Here is a 20,712-nt window from a genome sequence, read left to right as displayed (position 1 = left end):
CCGACGCGAATACGCGCCGACACAGAGGTCAGAGAAGAGGTGACCCCGCGCGGGGGCCACTCGGACGCCGGAGAGGCGTCAGACGAGACCGGGTCGACACGTGGCGGTCGAGGTGCGGGCGAGGTCGACCGCCAGCCGCCGGGTCAAGCCGAGAAAGAGGCCACGCGCACGTCCGCCACCCGACTGGGTGAGCGACGTGAAGGCGCTGGCCGAAGACACGCCATGATGGTGACATTTCGTCACCGACGCCGTCCAACTCAGGGATCCGATCACTTTCGATAGGATTTCCCGATCTGTTCTGCTGGACTGACGGCGTGTCCTCGCAGACTCGCACACTCGACGTCGGACCGCTGCGCACCTTTGTGGCGGTCGCGGAGTGTGGGGGCTTCCACCGGGCCGCGGCAGTGCTGCACGTCAGCCAACCCACGGTCAGTGACCACGTCAGACGGCTCGAGAACGCGTGCGGGACGGCTCTGGTGCAGCGAGCGGGTCGGGCCTCTCGCCTCACGCCCGCCGGGGAGACGCTGCTCGCCGAGGCGCGACGGATGCTGACCATCCACGACGACGTGCTCGCCCGGCTCGCGGCCCCGCTCAGCCGAGAGCTGACCGTCGGATCCACCGAGCACGCAGCCGACCAGCTCCTTCCCCGCCTGAGCACGGCGCTGGCAGGGTCCGTTCGCTACCGGCTCGACCGGGGGACCGGGTTGCGCGAGGCACTCGACCGCGGCGACCTGGACCTCGCACTGCTACTGGCCGCGCCCGCGGACGAGCGCTCCGCCGCCGCGGGACTGCTGGACGTGCGGTGGTACGCGGCGCCGGGATGGGAGCCCGCGCCCGGCCCGGTCCCACTCGTCGGGCTCGACGAGCCGTGTGCGCTGCGAGATCGCGCGGTCGCCACGCTCACCGCCGCCGGGAGCGCCGTGACGGTAGCGTGCGAGGCGGCGTACCTGGCCGGAGTGCTGGCCGCGGCGCGGGCCGGTCTGGGCGTCACGTTGCTCGCCACGATGGGCCACACCCCGGAGGGCCTCGTCGAGCGGCCGGACCTGCCGCACGCCGCTCCCCTGCCGGTCACGGTGCGCGGCCGGCGCGGTCTGCCGCCGGAGACCCTGGCGAGCACCGCGTCCGCGGTGGCCGAGGTCCTGAGGTCCGCACAGGAACTCGCCTGACCCGTCGCGTCTGCTGCCGACAGTCGCCGCAGGGTTGGTCGGCGGCGGTGCTACGGCCGCCCCTGCGTCCGGAGCCGCCTACTGGTCACCCACCTTCCCCTGGGCGCGGCGTCAGCATTCGCTCTCGAGTGGGTCGCACCTGCGGGCTCCGTCCGTCACCGCGACCACCGTGCCCACGGCACCTCCGTCCCCACGGGCGACCGACATCGGGCTGCAGCGGAGCGTGGGGTTCGGGAGCCGGAACCGCGCGCAGTCGGCTCGGCGGGAGCGGCGCAAGGTGATCCGCCGGCCTCCCAACCTCCTACCCGTCGATAGCGCTCTTCTGTTGCCGTGCGTTGCCGCTTCCCGGTCCAGGTACGACGAGGCAGAAGAGGCGGAGTCAGGGCGCGTCTGGGCGCGTCGAGCCCGACGCGGACCAGGCGGCGGTGTCGATCGGGGAGAACTCGGTCTCGAGCCCGTCGAGGCGACGCATCCGCGCGGTGCTCAGCGCCTGCAGCGTGTCCTCCGGGAGCGGCGTGGTGAACACGTTCCCGACGTGGGTGTACTCCGCGGCGAGCCTGCCGACCGGTGCGAGTCCGGCGGTGTCGATGCGCCCGTTCTCCAGGTACAGGTCGTCCCGGACGTGGAACCGCTCGATCCTGCCCCACACCACGTTCTCCAGCTCGCCCACGGGGATGATCCGGTCGACGTGGCATTCATAGGAGATCGGGGACGCCGCGATCCTCGGCGCGGAGACCGTCTCGCAGGGTGCCTTCTCCAGCCCCAGCAGCTCGAACTCGTCCTGCTCGGGTTCGAACTCGTAGGCCGACCGGTGCACGGCGTCGGAGTTGGCCAGCGTCGCGACGTTCACCACGAACTCGCCGGTGTCGCGGATGTTGGTGAAGGTGTCCTTGAGGGTGACCCCGTCCGATCGCGGCTGCAGCGAGATCGAGATCATCGGGGGCCGCCGCCCGACGGCGGTGAAGAAGGAGATCGGGGCGACGTTCGCCACGCCGTCGGGCGAGACTGTGCTGACCCAGGCGATCGGGCGGGGGACGATCGATCCGATGAGCAGCTTGTACGCCGCCGCCTCGGCGAGGTCTGCGGAGTCGATGATCATGTCAAGGGTCCCGTCTCTCATGTCACGGCGGCACGACCAGGGTGTCGGGCCCGGTGGGCGCGCACGTTGGCGCGGTTGCCGCACAGCCTGACGTCGTGCCAGACAGCGCTGTTGTTGGGTGAGCGGTCGTAGAAGACGACGTCGCACTCGTGGCTCTTGCAGGTCTTGAGCCGGCGCAGGTGGCCGGCGAGTCGGGCTCGGTAGCAGATGAGGAGCAGGGCGGACTCGAACTGCGCCCAGCCCCGTCCCGTCGGCTCGGCCGAGACCTCGCCGCGGGACAGGGTCAGCCGCACACCCGCGTGTGCCTGCACGTCGGTGGGGCCGCCGTCCTCGGTCGTCGTCGGGAACAGGCCTCGGAACAGCCGGCGGCGGATCGCGAGCAGGCGCCTGCGGTCGCTCTCAGTCAACGGTGGCAGGTCCCTCCCCCAACAGGCCTCGTCGAGGGACGACCACAGCGCGCGGACCTCGTCGGCCCACTCCTGGGCGGCGGGGAGGGTGGCCAACAGGTCCGGCGGTGCCGCGGAGCCCTCCTCGATGGTGTTGAGGAAGTCCTGCACCAGGCCGAGCTCGCCCGGTGCTCCGGAGAGGCTGTACCGGGTCGTCGCAGGCCAGTCCCTCGACTCTCCCCCACCGCTCACCATCGCCGTCTCCTCCGTCGGGTGGACCGGGACGTCTGCCGCCGGTGCCCCCGAGGCTGCCACGTCGAGCTCCTCGAGCGGCAGCCCGTCCTCGCCGGCGGACGCTCAGTCCGCCGCCCGGAAGTGCCCGGGCGCGATCCTTCCCTCGGTCAGTCGGTTCATCTCCGCCGAGAACTCCAAGGTCGCCCCCAACGGCCGGTGGCTGATCGCGACGTGCTCGATGAGGCCCTCCTCGTTGCGGGTCAGCACCGTCACCCCGGAGAACTCGACTCCCGAGGCGCCGACCGCCTCCCACTCCACATAAGTCCGGGCGCCGTTGGTCGCCTGGTGGGTGAAGACCAGCGAGCGGTAGTACCTGCTCGCGGTCCCCATGCAGGTCTGGACGTCGGCGCGGCCCCGGACGGGTCGCAGGAGCGCGGCGGCCTCGAGCACGACGTCGGCGGTGAACTTCTCGCCGAACGCCTCCTCCTCCTTGGCCGCGAAGGCTCCGGTCCAGTCCTGTTCGGTGACCTCTGCGGTCTTGATGCCGGCGACGTCGGTCATGAGTGGTCCTCTCCGATCGGTGACGGGGTGCGCTGTCTGAGACCCAGGAGGGCGAAGCCCGCGGCGGCGATCAGGACGGGGACCGCGAAGCTGACGAAGATCGCGCCGATACCCCAGCCCGCGCCGATCATCAGCCCGCCGAACAGCCCGGCGGCGATGGCGCCGAGCTTGCCCGCCGAGTGCATCCACGCGAGTCCGGTGCCGCGCGCGCGGGTCGGGAACGCGGACGCGGCGAACGCGTTCATGCCCCCGTTCGACCCCGCGTTGAGCAGCCCCCAGAGGAAGCCGAGGACGAGCAGCCCGCCCAGCGTCCAGGTGCCGACGGCCACGGCCGCGACCGCGACCGCCGTGAGCACGAGACCGGCCACCAGCGCGCGGTACTGCCCGACGCGGCTCATGGCGTACCCGATGACGAGCGAGCCGATGGCCCCACCCCAGCCGGCGAGCCCGATGACCTGCCCTGAGGCGGACGCGTCCATCGCCATGTTCGCCATGATGAGGGGCAGGTAGCCGATCAGGACGTAGGTGACCGTGCAGTTGGCCAGGTAGCCGTACCAGACGACCACGCTGGTCAGCAGGACTTTCCGCGACAGGACGGTCCGGACCCCACCCCGGTCCCACTCGTCGGCGGGGTCGCGGTCGACGACGAGCTCGACCGGTCCGTGCACGCCGGTCGATCGCGCGATCGTGTCGACGGTGCGCGCGGCGCGGGGATCGTCGCCGGTGCGCCGCAGGAGCAGTGCGATCGACTCCGGCAGGAACAGCCACACGACGGGGACGAGGGCCAGGCCGAGGATCCCGCCGACCAGCAGCAGCACCTGCCAGCCGAAGGTGGGCACGATGAACGCCGCGAGATAGCCGACCACCGCCTGCCCGAGCGGGAAGCCGGCGAACACGATCGCGACCAGGAGCGCCTTGCGCCGCTGCGGCAGGAACTCGGACACCAGCGCGATCGCGGAGGGGAAGACGGCACCGAGCCCGAAGCAGGCGACGGCGCGCAGCACGCCGATGGTCACGATGTCCGTCGCGGACGCCGCGGCCACCATCGCCCCGCCGAAGAGCAGGATGCTGACCAGGAGCGTCGGCTTCCGTCCCCAGCGGTCCGCGCACGGCCCCACGACGAGGGCACCGAGGGCCAGCGTGATGTAGCCCGCGGTGACCATCGTCGTGATCTGCCCGGGACCGGCACCCCAGTCCCGGACCAGGTGGGGGTACACGAAGCCCCAGGCGCCGATGTCGACGCCGTCGAGCAGGACGCAGAAGAAGCCGATCACGATGTAGGCGGTCCGTCGGGCACCCAGCGGGCTCCTCGCGAGGAGCTGCGTCACCGTGATCGTCTGTCGGGTGGTGGAGCGCACCGGATCATCGGCCGCGGTGGATGGAGACCCTCTGTCGGGCATGCGACAACTCCCTTGTCATCGGCAGTGCAGGAGAACGGGCGTCGGGAAAGAGCTGCAGTGGGTCAGGTCCTCGCGCCGAGCAGTCCGACGGCGCCGTACCAGACCGGCCCCGGGTTGATGCGCAACGGATACCGGCGCAGCATCTCGTCGTAGTACTCCTTCGGAGCGCCCGCCCGGGAGAGCAGGTCGCGGGCGTCGCGGAGGTAGTCGCGGGTCCGGCCGATGGCCGCCGGGTCGTCGTCTGCCCCCGGTGCCTTGTGCCCGGCGACCACGTACCGGGGCGCGAGCGCCTCCAGCGTGTCGAGCGCGGCGAACCACGAGTCGAACCCTCCCGCCGACGACTCGAGGACGTACTGGTGCACTCCGTTGTAGACCGAGTCCCCCGCCACGAGGAGCCCGAGGGACGGCACCCAGAGCGCGGTGGTGTCGTCGGTGTCGGTGTGGCCCAGCTCGATCGGGAGGAACCGGTGGCCCTCGAGCTCGAATCCGCTCTCCGGAACCGCCTCGGCCACCACGGGTGAGGGTGGCACCAGCCCTGGGAAGATTCTGTCCCACAGCGCCTCGCGCCCCGCCGAACCCTCGTGTTCCATGCGCTTGACGGTGCCCGCCGTGGCATGGACGGACACGTCCGGGAAGGTCGAGAGGAGCTCGGCCAGCCCCAGCCAGTGGTCCCCGTGCGCGTGGGTGATGTAGACGTGCCGTAGTCGACGACCGGATCCTTCGATCCAGGTGCGGACCCGGTCGACCTGGCCGTAGGTGTACGGCGCGTCGACCAGCACCGCGTCCTCGACACCCTTCACGAGGGTCACGGCGAGCGGCGAGGACACGATCCCCTCCCCCGTCGGCAGGGTCTGGCCTCCGGCGCGTGGCACCCCGTCGAGCACCAGTACCTCGTACGAGAGCGCTGCTGTCGTCACCACGACCTCCTTCTCCTCGGGAACGACGTAAGAGTTACAGACCCTCTGCCTATTACGCAAGCATCTGCATCAGCGCGCAGTCGGGTCTTGCACCAGTCCTTTGACCTGCCCTATCGTTCGGCTTGCCTGCTGCGTTGCGGAAGGCAACCCAACAGGACGGACTCTGCGGGTGCGAGTCGAGGAGGCCCGGTGCCACCACAGGACGACCAGTGGTTCGACGAGGGCGTGTGTGCCCTCGGCGACCGATGGGTACTGCGGGTCCTGCACGAGGCACGAGGCGGGGTCGCCCGCTTCAACGACTTCACCGACCGCCTGGGGGTGTCGCGCAACGTCCTGGCGGCGCGCCTGGTGCACCTGGTGGGATGGGGCCTGCTCACCAAGCGGGAGTATCAGCGGGACGGACTGCGATGCCGGTACGAGTACCGGCTCACGGCGCGGGGAGAGGCGGCGTTGGCCGTGCTCGACGAGATCCGGAGGTGGTCGACGGCGGAGCGACCGACCTTTCAGGGCAGCGATCGTCAGCTGACGATCATCGGTCTGTCACGGGAGACGTGAGGGCCTTCCGTCGAGCCCGAGAGGCACGCAGGTTGATGGCGTTGCCGCACACCCGGACGTCGTGCCAGACACCGCTGTTGTTCTTGGACCTGTCGTAGAACGCCACCGGGCACCGGTCGTTCCGACAGACCTTCAGGCGCCGCCAGAGGTCGACCTGCTGGGCGGCGGCGACCTGGATGAGAGCGGCGGTGGCGATCTGCCGCCAGCCCTCCCCGCGGGGTGCGAGGACGACGCGACCGTCCCCGTACAGGAGGAGGCCCGCAGTCAGGTTTCTCAGGATCTCCGGATGGGCGTCCGTGGAGTCCCCCGCGCCATCGAGGGCGGTTCGCAGGTCCGTACGCACGTCACGCAGCTGGTCGAGGTCTGCTTCGGACAGCTCGAGCGACGCCGCGAACCCCCAGGCCCGGGCGATCCCCGCAGCCCACCGGTTGGCGAGTCCGAGATCGTCCAGCAGGTCGGCCTGCCGGGGACGGCCCGCGCTGACCGTGTTGACCAGGTCCTGGACCAGCGCGAGACCGTTGGGGGCGGGGGTCACCCCGTACCTCTCGCTGGCCGCCCACGTCACGCCGCCGATGGTAGCCGCCGCCCGCACATCCTGTTCGACACAGTCATGGAGCATTCATCCCTGTCTCGGCGTTCTTCGACCCGGCACCCTGCGCCCCGGCCCTCGAGAGGGCCGACCCCGCGAAGCGTCAGGTGGAGTAGAAGTGTTCGGCGTCGACGACCCCGGCCAGCTTCCGGCCGAGGGCCTCCGAGAAGGTCAGCGCCGCCTGGAGGGGTCGGTGGTGGATGGCGATCTCGGCGATGCGGCCCGCCTCGTCCTTCGTCAGGACCGTCACGCCGCTGATCGGTGTCCCGCCGAAGGCCGTCGCCTCCCACTCCAGGTAGTCCCGCCGCCCTTGGGTCGCCTGCTGGGTGAAGGTGAGCGACTCGTAGAGGGAGCTCGCCGCCGCCATGACCTGCTGAACGGCCACCACGCCCTCCACCGGGCGATAGAGCGTCGTCGCGCGCAACCGGACATCGGCGACGAACGCCTCGCCGAACGCGCCTTCCGTCTTCTTCTCGAAGGCGGTGGTCCAGCCCTGCGCATCGACTCCCTCAGCGGTGTTGGCCGAGCCGCCCTCGAGAACCTCGACGAACCCCACGAGGTGGTCGGCCACGGTGTCCGGGCGCTCGGCGTGCGCCCAGTGCCCCGCGCCGTCGATCGCGTGGACCTCGGCGCCGGCGAATCGCGCGGCGACACCCGCGTCGACCAACTCCGCCGTGCAGAAGCCGTCCCCCGCACCGCGCAGGATCCGGACCGGGCCGGTGAAGGTGGACAGGCCTGCTCCCTCCGGGACTCCGTTGTTCCAGGCGTCGACGAACTGCGGGATGGCATCGGGGTCGATCGTCGCGCCGACCGCGGCGAGGCGGTCGAGCTCGTCCTCCGGGAACGACACGCTCAGGCCGAGCCGGGCCCGGCGTTGCGCCTCCGGACTGCCGCCCAGGCCCTTGAACGGCGCGACGGCCTCGGCGGGGAGCGCGGTGCCGCCCAGCGGGACCGGGGTGACCAGCACGAGTCCGCGCACCCGGTCCGGACGCTGCCGGGCGGCGAGCTCGACGACCTGCGCGCCCATGCTCTGCCCCACCAGGACGATTGGTCCCGCCACACGGTCGACGAGCGCCACGACGTCGGCCGCGTACCGTGGAAGGGTGTAGGGCCCCGGCTCGGTGGGCGAGCCGCTCTGGCCGGCGAGATCGATCGCCTCGGTGGGGATCCCCCGCCGGTCCAGGATCGCCTGGACGGGCCGCCAGATGGCGGCGTCGTCGAGGAACCCGTGGACCAGGACGACGGTCGGCCGGTCGGCGTTGACCATGGTGTACTCCTTCGCTGAGCGGACCGACCCGGTCGGTCCCCTCGGGATGTGCGACTGATCGTCAGCGGGGAACCACGGGGAGGAGCAGCGCGGAGGGGTGTTCGGCGTCGTGGTGGACGACCTGGGTCGCCTTCTGGGCCGACGTGGCGTCCGCGGTGCGTCGGCCGGTGTTCGGGTTGCGGTCCCACCGGGGGAAGTCGCTCGACGTGATGTGCAGCCGCAGACGGTGTCCGGAGAGGACGACGTGCGACAGGTGGCCGAGGTCGATCCGGATCTCGTGGACGCGGCCCTCGACGAGGAGGCTCGGCTCGTCGTAGGAGTCCCGGAAGCGCATCCGGAGCACCCCTTCGGCCAGGTTCTGCACGAACCCCGCGGGATGGACGTCGGAGAGCACGGCCACGAAGTCGGTGTCCGGGGCGTCCGTGGACACGAACAGGTGAACCGCGACCTCGCCGGTGATCTCCAGTAGGCCGTCGACCGCAGGTGCCGTGTAGACGAGGACGTCCTCGCGTGCCTGGTTGGCCCGCTGGTCGGCGACCCCACCGCCGACGTACCGGCCGCCGGAGGTGGGGACGGGATCATCGGGGTCGTAGACGTAGGTGTCGGGCGCCTCATCCGCCCGCGGGGCATCCGGGGCCAGGAACCCCGCCCCGTCCGCGGTGGTGGCCGGGCCGCATCCGCGAAGGTGCCACGGAACCACCTCGGCCCGTGCCGGTGGCCACTCCTCCTCGTCCCGCCACCGGTTCTCCCCCATCACGAACAGGGTGACGCGCGCACGCGGCAGCCCGGTCCGGCCGTCGCGCACGAAGTGGTCGAACCACTCCCGCTGCATCTCCAGCACCGGGTACGCGGCCTCGGGACCGAAGTCGATGTCGCCGGTGTCCCCGGAGGTCGGCTGGTTGTAGGGCAGCAGGTGTGCCCACGGACCCATGAACAGCGCCTGGTCCGCGCGGGACTGCGCGCTCATCGCCGACTCCGACAGACCCAGGAAGTAGTGCGGCGTGTCGAAGTTCGCGATGTCGTACCACGACCCGACGTGCAGCATCGGGACGTCGATGTCCTGCAACCGGCGACGGAGGTCGACGGCCCACCAGTAGGGGCCGTCGGTCTCGTGGTGCAGGATGTCCGCGAGGAACGGAGCGCCCTCGCCGAACCGGTCGACCCAGTCCCGCAGCGGCAGATGGCGCAGGGCCTCGTCGGTCAACGGGGAGAACCGGACGGACGGGTCGACCTGCATGGCCTGCAACGCCGCGAGTCGCGCCGTGTCCCCCTTGTCTGCGAGGACGTCCTGGGCCATGTTCATGAAGTAGCTCAGCGTCCAGGAAAGCTCGAGCGCACCGTGGTTGTACCAGTAGTTCTGGAACTCGCCCAGGTACGCCGAGACTGGCACCGCGGTGACGAGGTGCGGCGGCCGCTGGGTCGCTGCGAGGTACTGGGACAGCGCTCCGTAGGACTGTCCGAACGTGCCCACCCGCCCGTTCGAGGAGGGCAGGCCTGCCGCCCACTCGATCGCGTCGTAGCCGTCCCGCGCCTCGTAGACGAAGGGGTACCAGGCGCCCTCTGACCCGAAGCGCCCGCGCGTGTTCTGCACGACGGTCAGGTAGCCGTGCGAGGCGTAGTAGTGGGCCTCGGTGAACGGCGCGGCCAGGTCGTTCAGGTGCTTGCCGTACGGAGTCCGTCGTAGCAGCGTCGGCAGCGACCGCCCTCCGCGCGGGCGGTAGACATCGGCGTACAGCCGCTTCCCGTCCCGCGTGCGCATCACCACGTCCCGCTCGACGTCGACGTCGTTCGGGCCGCGCAGCTCCTCGAGGTCCATCGGTCACCGCACCACGTCGGACTGGGCGGTCACCGTCCGGTGGCCCGGGAAGGGATCTCGAGACACCGTCGAGGCGGTGAGGTCCGGCGCGACGTCACCCAGCCGCAAGGTCATGACCACTCCCTCGTTCGTCCATGGCCGCCGCGATGACGTCGACCCCTTCGTGAGGCACGACAGAAGCATGAGGCGAATGGCAGTGTCAACCGCCGACCGCGCCGCTTGTTGAACAGAGTCGTGGGGCTTATGGTTCTGTCACTTGTCCTCGGCGAGACCCAGCCGAACGAAAGGCCCTGATGGCTCACCTCACCTGGACCGTCGACGACGACGTCGCGACCCTGGTCCTCGACAACCCCCCGCAGAACCGCATCGGCCTGGAGATGGTCGAGGAGCTCGGGGAGGCCCTCGACGCCGTCGAACGCAGCGACGCGCGCGCCGTCCTGCTCCGGGCCGAGGGTGCCGACTTCAGCTTCGGAGGCGACATCGAGCCCTGGCCGGACTGGGACGAGCGAGAGCTGCGGGCGAACTTCGAGCGGTTCCTGTCCACGTTCAACCGGTTCGAACGCCTGCCCGTCCCGACCGTCGCGGCCGTGCAGGGGCTCTGCTTCGGGGGCGGTCTCGAGCTCGCCGTCCGCAGCGACGTGATCATCGCGGGTCGGGGCGCGCGCTTCGGACACCCCGAACAGTCGATCGCCATCGTGACGCTGCTCGGCGGCATCTACCGGGTCGCCGCACGTGCCGGCCGGGCCCGGGCCATGGAGTGGACTCTGACCTCGCAGCAGGTCCCCGCGGACGAGATGGAACGGTTCGGCGTCGTGAACCGCGTCGTCCCCGACGACACCCTCCTGGAGGAGGCGACCGGGTTCGCACGGGCGGTGGCGAAGGGCCCGACGAAGGCCCATGCGGCACACAAGGCGCTGCTGCGGACGTGGGAGGCCGGCGGGGTGGCAGCGGCGGACGAGGTGATGTTCGACGTCGCCCTGCCGTTGTGGCGCACCGAGGACACCCGCCTCGCGATCCCCACCGCGGTGGCAGCGCTGAAGGCAGGTCGACCGCGACCCGCGATTCCCTACACCGGCCGTTGAGCCCGGTTCCCCGCCCCACTGGAGTACGGACATGGCCCTGAGCTACGACGTCTACGTCGCCCCCTCGATTCCGACCGCCGTGCCGGACCTGCCGCCGGACCTGGACCGCCGCTGGTGGTCCCCGATCGCGTCGACCCTGATCCACGGTGAGCGCGACGCCGTCCTCGTCGACCCCCTGATGACCATCGCCCCAGGGGGCCACCTCCCTAGCCCCCGACTGCGGGCCGGGTGCTGTGGCGGCACCTGAGCGGCCGCTCGTTTCGGAGAACCAACGTCGGCCACGTCGGCCACGTCGGCCGCGTCTCGGCAGGCTGCGTGTTCTGAGTCGAGGCGACCACCAGTTCAGCACAGCCGCCGAGGACCACGTCAGATGGCTCGCTGCGCGGGCGTCGACTCCAGACGCTTCTCCCTGCCTGAACGACGTCAACGCGACTGCAATGAGCGCCGGAGACTCTCCTTCACGTTGGTCAGATGGGTCCGGACCGCAACCTCGGCGCGGTCCGGGTCCCCGGCGCGCACGGCGGCGACGATCTCCCGGTGCTCTGCGAGAGACTGTCGCATCCGGTCGGGCAGCTGAACGGTTCGGACCCGCGTCTGGGCGCTCTGAGCGCTCAGGCTCTCCACCAGGTGCGGCACGATCAACATTCCGGAGGCCTCGAGCCACACGTGGTGAAGCGCGGCCTGCGCCTCGACGAATGCGGAGACGTCGACCGTCTCCAGCAGAGCGGACATCCGGTCCGCGAGCTCCTCCATCCGCCGCAGGGCGGTAGGTGTTCGCAGTAGTGCAACACGCCGAATCGCGATGGCCTCCAACGCCATGCGAGCTTCGGCGATCTCTTCGAGCTCGGCCAGCGACACCGCCCGGACGACTGAACTACGTCCAGCCTGCTTCACCAGGAGGCCGTCGTACTCGAGGCGGGCCAGCGCCTGCCGAACTGCCATGCGGGGCACGCCCAGCGTCTCGACGAGATCGGCTTCGACGAGGCGTTGCCCCTCGGAGAATCGCCCGTCGATGACCATGCGCCGCAGACGCCGGTACGTGTCCTCGCCGGTGGACTGGATCTTGGGCATGCATACACTCTCCACGACGGCCCGCTCGGGAGCTCCACTCGATCGCCGTATCGGGGCTCGTCCTCGGCGCTCGGCCGGCCGAGGACGACAGGGACGAGTCCGATCATCGCAGACGACAACTCGCTGGCGCCACTCTTGTTGACAAGATTATCGTCAAGAGCATACGGTGAGCCCGCCGGTCGAGGCGAGCGACGTCGAGTGCTCGTCAAGCACCATCGTGGCCGTGCAGCCCCTGCGGGCCTTGGCGAGTGGGGATCTGCGATCCAGCACTGCTGCCGACGCGCACCCGCGAGTTCCGTCGCATCAACCGCGCCAGCCGACCTACCGAGATGCCCGAGGAGCCCGATGAGACCGAGCGAACTCAAACAGGTCGTCGCCGGAGGATGGACTACCAGCTATCTGGAGGCAGGCGATCCCTCGGCACCCGATGTCGTGCTCCTACACGACGGCGCCTACGGCACGACCGCCGAGCTGTGCTGGGGAGCGGTCGCGGAGAGTCTCGCCCACAGCTACCACGTACTCGCTCCCGACATGCTGGGCTGGGGGGGCTCGGACAAGGTCGCGTTCTTCGACCGGTCGCCCTACGTTTCCCGGCTCGCCCAGGTCACCGCGTTCTGTCGAGAGCTGGACATCCAGTCCGCCGCTTTCGTGGGCGTCTCCTTCGGTGGATCAGTGCTGCTGCGGGCACTCGTCGAGTCGCCTTGCCCACTCCCCGTTTCCCTGGCCGTGGCGCTCAACGCAACCGGGGGACCGTTCCGCCTGCCCGGGCCGTTACAGGCCCTGGGTGACTACTCGGAGCCGAGCGAGCCGGCCGCCGCGCGCATCACCGCGCTGCTCGTCGATGACCTCGGCCGGCTCGACGACCACATCGCAGCCCGATACCGCGGTTCGCTCATCCCGGGCCACTGGGAGGCCATGGCCGCGGCGTCGCTGCGCAATCCCGCGCTCCCCGCCGCGTCGCCTCCCGCCGACTTCCTCGCCCAACTCTCGGCGGTCAAGGTTCCCGTCGTCTACATCGAGGGAACGAAGGACCAGCTGCTGGAGCCTGGGTGGTCGGACAAGATGCGGGCTGCGACTCCGGGTTCCCGGGCGTTGGCTGCACCGTTTCCGCACGAGCCGAACATCGACATGCCTGCCGATCTGACAGCCCTGCTCCTCGACCTCCTCCGGGAGCATGCGTCGTGAGCAGCCGACGGACGAACGGCTCCCGACCCTGCTCCGGCGCAAACCGCGGTGCGCTCGACCAAAGGATGGCGTCATGACTGAACCACGATCCGAACGCGGCGCCCGCGTGGTCGACACGATCGTGCACTCGATCTCGCGGCTGATCACCGTCGACGAGCGGCGACGCGTGATCCACGACGCCGCGGTGGCCATCGACGGAGGAGTGATCGTGGCCGTTGGGCAGACGCCCGAGGTCCTCACCGCGTTCACGTCCGACCAGCGCATCGACGCCACGGACCGCGTCGCCACACCCGGCCTGATCGACTGCCACCTCCACTCGTCCTTCCAGCTCTCTCGCGGTCTCGCCGACGAGGCCAACGCTCGCGAGTTCCTCGTCCAGCGGATGTATCCCTACGAAGCCGCGTTGACGAACGACGATGTGCGGCTGAGCTCCCGCATGGCCGCCCGCGAGATGCTGCTGCACGGGACGACGACCTACGTCGACCCCGGCAACGCGCACCCCGCCGAGACGGTCGCCGGTGTGGGGCCCAGTGGCATCCGTGCTGTCATCGCGGCGAGCGCGTTCGACCTGGGAGGATCCGACTTCGGGGCGGTACCTGCCGAGCTGGTGGCCTCGCCCGACATCGCCGCGGAGCGCGCGGCCGGTCTGTTCCGCGACTTCGAGGGCGCCCACGACGACAGGGTCCGAGTGTCCGTGTCGTTTCGCGGGCTCAACAACTCCAGCGACGACCTCATCCGCGCATTGGACGCCGTCGCCCGCGACCACGGCGCGCTGCTGCAGACCCATGCCTGCTTCAACTACTCGACACACGACTCGTCGGTGCAGAAGTTCGGCGTGCCGGAGATCGAACGGCTCGACCGGCTCGGCGCGCTGCACGAGCGCACTCTTCTCGTGCACGGTGCCTGGCTCGAGCCCCACGAGGTCGTGCTCATCCGCGAACGCGGCGCGAACGTGGTGGTCAACCCCAGCTCGAGCATGCACAACGGTTACGGCAACATCCAGGTCGGTCATGCTCCGGAACTGCTCGCCGACGGTGTCACGGTCGCACTCGGCAGCGACCATGCCTGCTCGGGACCCGTCGACCTGGTGCGCGAGATGTTCCTCGCCGCGTGCGGCTACAAGGAAGCGCGCATGATCCCGCGGGTCATGCCCCCCGAGACCGTCGTCGAGATGGCTACGATCAACGCCGCGCGCGCCATCGGACAGGCCGACCGGCTGGGCTCGGTCGAGATCGGGAAGCAGGCCGATCTCGTTCTGTTCGACGCCACGACGCCCGAGTGGCAGCCGCTGTTCAATCCGGTCTCCAACCTCGTCTACTCCGCCACGGGCTCCAGCGTGTCGACGGTGCTCGTCGGCGGCCGGGTCGTGGTGGAAGGTGGCCGGCTTCAGCTGGTCGACGAGGCCGAACTGCAGGCCGATCTGATGCACGCCATACCCGACTTCGCAAAACGAGTCGGCGCCGAGAGTCTCACGACGGATCGCTGGCCGACGGTCAGCTGAGACGTCGCCCGGCCACGAGGCCCGGTTCGCAGATCGACCTCGATTGAAGCGAACATCCCCCAAGAAGGAGTCACAAGCCATGTCCGACATCCCTACGCGTGAGGTACTGACCAACGGGGACCGGCGCACCACGATTGAGCGCACGAACCCGCCGACCGACGGCGTGATCAGCGATGCGGTCCTGACGGTCTTCGACGTCTTCGACGACGCCATCTCTCCTGCGAACTACGACAAGGCCGACGGAGCGCCGCTGCGCGTCCTGGCCTCGGCAGCCGCGAAGCTCGACGTTTCCAAGCGCAATGTCGAGGACATGGGTTTCTGGCACCGCAGCATCGACCACGACGAGGTCATCATCTGCGTACGCGGGAAGCTCAGATGGGAGACCGAGATCGGGACCCGGGTGCTGACTCCCGGTCAGGTCCTGCTGATTCCGCGAGGCGTGGCACACCGCTCGGCACTGACCCAGGACTCGGAGGGCGACAACGTGCTGATCGAGCTGAAGGTGGCAGGTGACCTCGAGTACGTGGGCCCGCCCGAGGCACGGCTCGGATGAGCCGCGGCGGGACGAGTCGGCCGGCACCACAGGACGACTATGACGTCGTCGTGGTCGGTGCGGGCATGGGTGGGCTCTACACAGCTCATCGCGTGCTCACCATCGGCCTGACCGTTCGTGTGCTCGAAGCGGGCGCCGGTGTCGGCGGTACGTGGTACTGGAACCGGTACCCGGGTGCTCGCTGCGACGTCGCGAGCGTCGACTACTCCTTCTCGTTCTCCGAGGAGCTGCAGAACGAGTGGTCGTGGAAGGAGCGCTACGCGGGCCAGCCCGAGCTGGAGGCCTACTTCAATCACGTCGCAGACAGGTTCGGCATCCGGGAACACATCGACTTCGAGACCCGCGTCGAGAGCGCACGCTACGACGCGGATCGCCACAGATGGTTCCTGCGTGCGGGCGACCGGACCTATGGAGCACAGTTCGTCGTGATGGCGACCGGACCGCTCTCGGTCGCGTACGGTCCGACGTTCGAGGGGACAGACGACTTCGCCGGCCAGATCTACCACTCTGCCGACTGGCCGGAGGGCGTCGATCTGACGGGGAAGCGCGTCGGGGTGGTCGGCACCGGCTCTACCGGTATTCAGATGATTCCTCTCCTCGCCGAGGTCGCCGAGCATCTGACGGTGTTCCAGCGCACCGCCAACTACAGCGTGCCTGCCCGAAACCGGCCGATGTCGGAGCAGGAGATGGCCGAGGTGCGAGCGACGTACGCGAAGCGCCGCGACCAGGCCCGCCGTTCGCGCGCGGGATTTCCCCCGCGCACTCCGCCGATCAGCGAGAACTCGGCGATGGCGGTCACCGAGCAGCAGCGCCGGGAAGTGTACGAGCTGATGTGGGAGCAGGGCGGCGGACTCGCGTTCCGCGCATCCTTCAGCGACCTGCTCACCAACCGGAAGTCGAACGACACGGCCTCTGAGTTCATCCGGGAGAAGATCCGTCAGGTGGTGAAGGATCCTGCGACGGCGGAGACCCTCGTCCCGCATGATCACCCGTACGCCACCAAACGCCCACCCGTGGACACGAACTACTACGAGACGTTCAACCGGCCGGATGTCACGCTGGTGGACCTGCGCGAGACGCCGATCGAGCGCCTCACGTCCGCAGGCGTGCAGACCAGCGACCGGACTTACGAGCTGGACGTCCTGGTGCTGGCCACGGGATTCGACGCCGTCACCGGGTCTCTCTCCCGGATCGAGGTGGAGGGTCGCGACGGCGTGGTGCTGAAGGACAAGTGGAAGGACGGGCCGCGAGGGTACCTGGGCATGGCCATTGCCGGCCTACCGAACTTCTTCACGGTGAACGGGCCGGGGAGCCCTGCCGCGTTCACCAACATGGCCACGCACACGGAACAGAATGTCGAGTGGATCACCGATTTCATCGGGTATCTGGTCGAGCACCGTATTCGGGCGGCGGAACCGCGACCGGAGGCCGAGGACGCGTGGACGAGGCGGATGCGGGAGGCCGGCGAGAAGACGCTCTATCCGGAGGCGAACTCCTGGTACGTCGGAGCGAACATCCCTGGTAAGCCACGCGTGTTCATGTTCTACGTAGACGGGTTCGACGTGTACTCCGAGGAGTGCGACCGGGTCGCCCGTAGCGGGTACTCGGAGTTCACAATCTTCTCCTAGAAGAGCCATACCAGCCGATCGGCCGCTGCGTGCCGGACTCCCCAATCGCCGCAGGCCCGTCGCTCGCGAGACCCCCTATCGATGCCAGAGAGGGCACACCAGTGAACGACATCAATGTGGCTGCCGTGACACACCGAGCCGGCGATCGGCCGAGAGACCCCGCGCCTGCACACAGGTCACCCCGAACGTCCAGCCGGAGGTCGGCGCGTACGACACGAGCCCGGCTCGTGGGCTGGGGCCTGGCGTCCGCTGTTCTCGCCATGTCGCTCGCGGCATGTGGCGGATCGAGCTCAAGCGCCGGTCCGGATTCCGGCTCGATCAGCTTCGGCAACATCCCCCAGGCGGCGTCGGCGATGCTCTTCGCCCAGGCGGACCAGGACGGTCTGTGGGCGAAACACGACGTCAAGGTTCAGGTGAACCAGGCACCGAGCCTCGCTGTTCTCTACCAGGAGTTCAGCTCCGGTCAACACGACTGCATCTTCGGCGACCCGGGCGGATTCGCGATCCAGGCCTCGCAAGGCGTACCGGTCACGGTGATCTCGAGTATGTCGCCGAACTTCGCCTATCTGGTATCCGGAGCGACTACGCGCAACACGGACCCGTCCAGCCTGGTGGGGAAGCGCCTCGTCACGCAGGCCGCGAGCGGCACGTTCAAGTTCTTCTCGGCGGTCGCCAAAGAGTGGTATGGCGTCGACATGGCGACCGGTGTGCAGGTCGTCAACGCCCAGGACGGAGCGCAGGCGATGGCCCAGGTGTCAGCAGGCTCGGCCGACGCGGCCTACGTGCTCGAGAGCGCCCCGACGACGGCACTGCAGTCGAACCCGGCACTCGCGATCACCTACAACCCGGCTGATGACTTCGCCGCGCGCACCGGCAAGACGGCATGGCAGACCGTGTTGATGTGCCGCACGGACAAGGGTCTGAACGGGGCAGCCGTCGGCCGGCTCGTCGAGGTCTTCCAGGACGCGGCGCGGGCAGCACTGAGTGACCCGGCGAAGGCCGACCGGCTCGCGGTGGAGGTCACCGGCTCGAAGCCCGGCGTCTACAAGACGATCTTCGAAAGCGGTCGGCTGAAGTACGACCTGATCCCGATCAACGACAAGGTCGCCTCCGATCTGCAGACAGCAATCGACCTGCAGCAGAGGGCAGGGACGCTACAGAAGGCGGAGATTCCGTCGTCCTTCTACGCGGGGGCAGTAGCGCTGCAGCAGTAGCTCCGCACGGCCGAATACGACCATCCGAGGAGTGCACGCGTGACGTCAATGGAACAGCGCAACGGACCACCCGCCGCCGAGGCGGCGCTGACCGGGCGCGGTGACACCGGCCGCCCCGACCCGAAGTCGGCCCGGTCTCGACCGCGGAGGCACAAGTGGGTGACCCTTGTCGTCGCGGCCGTGTTGAGTCTGGCGCTCATGCAGCTCGCCAGCCTCCAGTTCCCGCCCTATATCGTCCCCGGACTGCCAACGGTACTGGCGACGACGTGGGAACTCCTGACCCAGCAGAGCGGCCAGATGTTCGGCACTCTGGTGCGATTCTTCCTCGCGATGCTCGCCGCTATGGCGGGCGGCTGGCTGATCGGCCTCGTGATGGCCCTCCAGAGGCGGCTCGGGGAGCTCGGCGAGGCGATGACCCGGATCGTCCTGGCCACTCCCGCTCTGTCGATCACGCTGTTCGTGGTGCTCTGGTTCCGGGATGTGGAGATCCGTGTCTTCCTCGTCGCGCTTGTGATCGCGATGCCGTTCTACGTCGTTGCGGTCTACGAAGGGGTGAAGAGCATCGACCACGAGCTGGTCGAGGCAGTGCGCCAGTTCCGCCCGACGCGGCGGCAGATGTTCAGCATGGTGTTGCTGCCGCACTCGATCGCCGACGTCATCATGGCGACGAAGTCGGTTGCCGGATTCACGCTGCGCATCGTCGTGTTCGCCGAGGCTATCGCCGCCACGAGCGGCGTCGGCTACTCGATGTCGCAGGCGCAGGGAAGTTTCCGCACCGACCAGATCTTCGCCTGGACGATCATCCTCGTCGTCTTCAACTTCCTGCTGATGGCGGCCCTGGAACGCGCCGAGCGCGTCCTGTTGCGGTGGCGTCCCGAGAACGCGGTGGGCTGACTGATGGACGACGAGAGGAACGAGATGGACGAGCGCGTCATCGACGTCGCAGACGTCGAGGTCCGCTTCGACGACGTCGTCGCGGTCGACGGACTCGACTTCGCCGTGCGGCGGGGCGAGCGCGTGGCCGTACTCGGCCAGACCGGAGCCGGCAAGTCGACGCTGATGAACCTGCTGATCGGTGCGCTCGCTCCGACCTCCGGCTCCGTGCGCGTGGCCGGACTCGACCCGGTCGAGGACTGGTCGGCGATGCAGGGCAAGATCGCGATCGCCTTCCAAGGTCCTCGGCTGCTGCCGTGGCGGACCGCCACAGGGAATGTCGCTGTCGGGCTGCAGGTGCTCGGGGTCGGCCGTGAGCAGCGCACGACCAAGGCGAAGGACTGGCTGCGACGCGTCAACCTCGGCGACGCTCTGGACCGCTTCCCGTCCCAGCTCTCCGGCGGGATGCGCCAGCGAGTCGCACTCGCGCGAGCGTTCGCGGTCGAGCCCGAGGTGTTGCTGCTGGACGAGTCGTTCTCCGCCCTCGACGAGGTCACGGCGAGCAGGCTGAGGGCCGACTTCCTGCGGGTCGCCGAGGAGGCGAGGACGACTTCCGTCATCGTCACGCACAGCATTCAGGAGGCCTTCGAACTGGGGCACAGGGTGGTCGTGTTGCGCAAACCCGCCGTGGTTGCCCACGTCTACACCAGCGCAGACCATGACCTGAGCGACCCGTATGCCGTAGCCCATCTGCGCCACGAGGTACACGAACTCATGGCCTGAATCCGACGAGACAACGACCCACAGGACAGGATGCACGATGCCCCGCTATGACGTTTACACCTCCGTCGAGCTCCCGGCGGAGAAGAAGGCGCAGCTCGCCCGCGAGGTGACCGATCTACACGTCGCCCTCACCGGTGCTCCACCCTCGTTCTGCCGGGTGGTGTTCTCCGTGGTGGGCGACGGGAACTGCTTCGTGGCAGGAGAGGAGCAGCCCGATGCATCGGTCCGCGGCATCATCCGCGACGGCCGTACCCGCGAGAACGTCAAACAGCTTCTGGAAGGGATCAGCGAGGCGATGCACCGCGCCACCGGCTTCGACAGGACGAAGATCGTCGTTTCCGTCGGGCAGCGGCCTGCATGGCAGGTCATGGAGGGTGGACGTGTCCTTCCCTCACCAGGGGACGAGAGCGACTGGCTCGACGCCGACGCCGCTGTTTCCCACTGATCGGCGACCACACGGTCGTCGCGACCGCGGCGGACTCCTCTCGTCCGTCCCGGGGTAGTCTCGGGCCACGCTCGGCACCAGCATTCCGTGGTGCCGAGCGTTCGGCCTTTCCCAAGCTTGATCTTTCACCTGGCGCGGTGCTGTGGGTAGCCGTCTGGTTGGCGTGCTTGCCGACGTCGTGGTGGGTGGCGCGGTGTCGGACGAGATCGGCGAGCTCGAGACCAGCATCGCCACCGTGATGGCCGTCCGCCCCCACCAGCATCTGCTCGCGATCCCCGGCGTCGGCCTTGTCACCGCGGCGAAGATCCTCGGCGAGACTCACGACGTGAACCGTCCTGGGTCTGCGTGAGGCTGACGTTCAGGCCACCGCACCCTGTTGGGCGATGG

The 20,712-nt window shown here is 69.2% G+C and carries 22 protein-coding genes; 13 read left to right on the top strand and 9 right to left on the bottom strand.

The features are described from left to right. Positions 1-314: 314 nt before the first annotated feature. Positions 315-1,166 carry a LysR family transcriptional regulator gene (locus ABD993_RS20290; RefSeq protein ID WP_345420676.1) on the top strand — a complete coding sequence of 284 codons (852 nt, stop codon included), beginning with the start codon at positions 315-317 and terminating at the stop codon, positions 1,164-1,166. Positions 1,167-1,545: 379 nt separating this feature from the next. On the opposite strand, the gene ABD993_RS20285 is transcribed toward ABD993_RS20290, so the two are convergent. From ABD993_RS20285 to ABD993_RS20265, 5 genes are all read right to left on the bottom strand, one after another. Next, a complete protein-coding gene (locus ABD993_RS20285) occupies positions 1,546-2,265 on the bottom strand; it encodes a flavin reductase family protein (RefSeq protein WP_345420673.1) in 720 nt (239 codons plus the stop codon). Between the two features lie 17 nt (positions 2,266-2,282). Next, positions 2,283-2,966 carry a CGNR zinc finger domain-containing protein gene (locus ABD993_RS20280; protein ID WP_345420670.1) on the bottom strand — a complete coding sequence of 228 codons (684 nt, stop codon included), beginning with the start codon at positions 2,964-2,966 and terminating at the stop codon, positions 2,283-2,285. A 42-nt stretch (positions 2,967-3,008) separates the two neighbouring features. Next, complete coding sequence (locus tag ABD993_RS20275) at positions 3,009-3,446, bottom strand: nuclear transport factor 2 family protein (RefSeq protein WP_345420667.1); 438 nt, start codon at positions 3,444-3,446, stop codon at positions 3,009-3,011. Further along, positions 3,443-4,846, bottom strand: coding sequence for an MFS transporter (locus ABD993_RS20270; RefSeq protein WP_345420664.1), 1,404 nt, complete (start codon positions 4,844-4,846; stop codon positions 3,443-3,445). The genes ABD993_RS20275 and ABD993_RS20270 overlap by 4 nt, the downstream gene beginning before the upstream one ends. A gap of 62 nt (positions 4,847-4,908) precedes the next feature. Further along, positions 4,909-5,763 carry an MBL fold metallo-hydrolase gene (locus ABD993_RS20265; RefSeq protein ID WP_345420661.1) on the bottom strand — a complete coding sequence of 285 codons (855 nt, stop codon included), beginning with the start codon at positions 5,761-5,763 and terminating at the stop codon, positions 4,909-4,911. A gap of 189 nt (positions 5,764-5,952) precedes the next feature. Between ABD993_RS20265 and ABD993_RS20260 the strand changes: the two genes are divergently transcribed. After that, positions 5,953-6,318 carry a winged helix-turn-helix transcriptional regulator gene (locus ABD993_RS20260; RefSeq protein WP_345420658.1) on the top strand — a complete coding sequence of 122 codons (366 nt, stop codon included), beginning with the start codon at positions 5,953-5,955 and terminating at the stop codon, positions 6,316-6,318. On the opposite strand, the gene ABD993_RS20255 is transcribed toward ABD993_RS20260, so the two are convergent. The 3 genes from ABD993_RS20255 to ABD993_RS20245 all read right to left on the bottom strand — a co-directional run bounded on the left by ABD993_RS20255 (position 6,293) and on the right by ABD993_RS20245 (position 9,990). Next, a complete protein-coding gene (locus tag ABD993_RS20255) occupies positions 6,293-6,883 on the bottom strand; it encodes a CGNR zinc finger domain-containing protein (protein ID WP_345420655.1) in 591 nt (196 codons plus the stop codon). The genes ABD993_RS20260 and ABD993_RS20255 overlap by 26 nt on opposite strands. A gap of 127 nt (positions 6,884-7,010) precedes the next feature. Next, positions 7,011-8,174 carry an alpha/beta fold hydrolase gene (locus tag ABD993_RS20250; RefSeq protein WP_345420653.1) on the bottom strand — a complete coding sequence of 388 codons (1,164 nt, stop codon included), beginning with the start codon at positions 8,172-8,174 and terminating at the stop codon, positions 7,011-7,013. 61 nt (positions 8,175-8,235) lie between these two features. After that, entirely contained in the window at positions 8,236-9,990 is a 1,755-nt protein-coding gene (locus tag ABD993_RS20245) for a CocE/NonD family hydrolase (RefSeq protein ID WP_345420651.1), read from the bottom strand. 293 nt (positions 9,991-10,283) lie between these two features. On the opposite strand from ABD993_RS20245, the gene ABD993_RS20240 reads away from it, so the two are divergent. Beyond that, positions 10,284-11,072 carry an enoyl-CoA hydratase/isomerase family protein gene (locus ABD993_RS20240; protein WP_345420648.1) on the top strand — a complete coding sequence of 263 codons (789 nt, stop codon included), beginning with the start codon at positions 10,284-10,286 and terminating at the stop codon, positions 11,070-11,072. 31 nt (positions 11,073-11,103) lie between these two features. Beyond that, positions 11,104-11,319, top strand: a complete 216-nt coding sequence (locus ABD993_RS20235; protein ID WP_345420646.1) for a hypothetical protein — start codon at positions 11,104-11,106, stop codon at positions 11,317-11,319. Positions 11,320-11,495: 176 nt separating this feature from the next. On the opposite strand, the gene ABD993_RS20230 is transcribed toward ABD993_RS20235, so the two are convergent. Then, positions 11,496-12,143: a GntR family transcriptional regulator gene (locus ABD993_RS20230; protein WP_345420644.1), complete on the bottom strand. Its 648-nt coding sequence runs from the start codon at positions 12,141-12,143 to the stop codon at positions 11,496-11,498. Positions 12,144-12,488: 345 nt separating this feature from the next. Between ABD993_RS20230 and ABD993_RS20225 the strand changes: the two genes are divergently transcribed. The 9 genes from ABD993_RS20225 (at position 12,489) to ABD993_RS20185 (ending at position 20,674) form a co-directional block, all read left to right on the top strand. Further along, a complete protein-coding gene (locus ABD993_RS20225; RefSeq protein ID WP_345420641.1) occupies positions 12,489-13,328 on the top strand; it encodes an alpha/beta fold hydrolase in 840 nt (279 codons plus the stop codon). Between the two features lie 73 nt (positions 13,329-13,401). Then, entirely contained in the window at positions 13,402-14,829 is a 1,428-nt protein-coding gene (locus tag ABD993_RS20220) for an amidohydrolase family protein (RefSeq protein ID WP_345420638.1), read from the top strand. A 79-nt stretch (positions 14,830-14,908) separates the two neighbouring features. Further along, positions 14,909-15,382: a homogentisate 1,2-dioxygenase gene (locus tag ABD993_RS20215; protein WP_345420635.1), complete on the top strand. Its 474-nt coding sequence runs from the start codon at positions 14,909-14,911 to the stop codon at positions 15,380-15,382. Next, entirely contained in the window at positions 15,379-17,010 is a 1,632-nt protein-coding gene (locus ABD993_RS20210; RefSeq protein WP_345420632.1) for a flavin-containing monooxygenase, read from the top strand. The genes ABD993_RS20215 and ABD993_RS20210 overlap by 4 nt, the downstream gene beginning before the upstream one ends. A gap of 227 nt (positions 17,011-17,237) precedes the next feature. Beyond that, positions 17,238-18,224 carry an ABC transporter substrate-binding protein gene (locus ABD993_RS20205; RefSeq protein WP_345420629.1) on the top strand — a complete coding sequence of 329 codons (987 nt, stop codon included), beginning with the start codon at positions 17,238-17,240 and terminating at the stop codon, positions 18,222-18,224. A gap of 48 nt (positions 18,225-18,272) precedes the next feature. Continuing rightward, a complete protein-coding gene (locus ABD993_RS20200) occupies positions 18,273-19,118 on the top strand; it encodes an ABC transporter permease (protein WP_345420626.1) in 846 nt (281 codons plus the stop codon). Between the two features lie 3 nt (positions 19,119-19,121). Beyond that, positions 19,122-19,880 (top strand): ABC transporter ATP-binding protein, encoded by a 759-nt coding sequence (locus tag ABD993_RS20195; protein ID WP_345420623.1) that lies wholly within the window; start codon positions 19,122-19,124, stop codon positions 19,878-19,880. Between the two features lie 37 nt (positions 19,881-19,917). After that, positions 19,918-20,325, top strand: a complete 408-nt coding sequence (locus ABD993_RS20190; protein ID WP_345420620.1) for a tautomerase family protein — start codon at positions 19,918-19,920, stop codon at positions 20,323-20,325. 142 nt (positions 20,326-20,467) lie between these two features. Further along, positions 20,468-20,674, top strand: coding sequence for a transposase (locus ABD993_RS20185; protein ID WP_345420617.1), 207 nt, complete (start codon positions 20,468-20,470; stop codon positions 20,672-20,674). The last annotated feature ends 38 nt before the right edge of the window (positions 20,675-20,712 follow it).

This window comes from Pseudonocardia xishanensis, assembly GCF_039541715.1.
Taxonomy (GTDB): Bacteria; Actinomycetota; Actinomycetes; order Mycobacteriales; family Pseudonocardiaceae; genus Pseudonocardia; species Pseudonocardia xishanensis.
The sequence above is the reverse complement of the archived record's forward strand: the minus strand, read 5'-3'. Positions and strand labels throughout refer to the sequence as shown.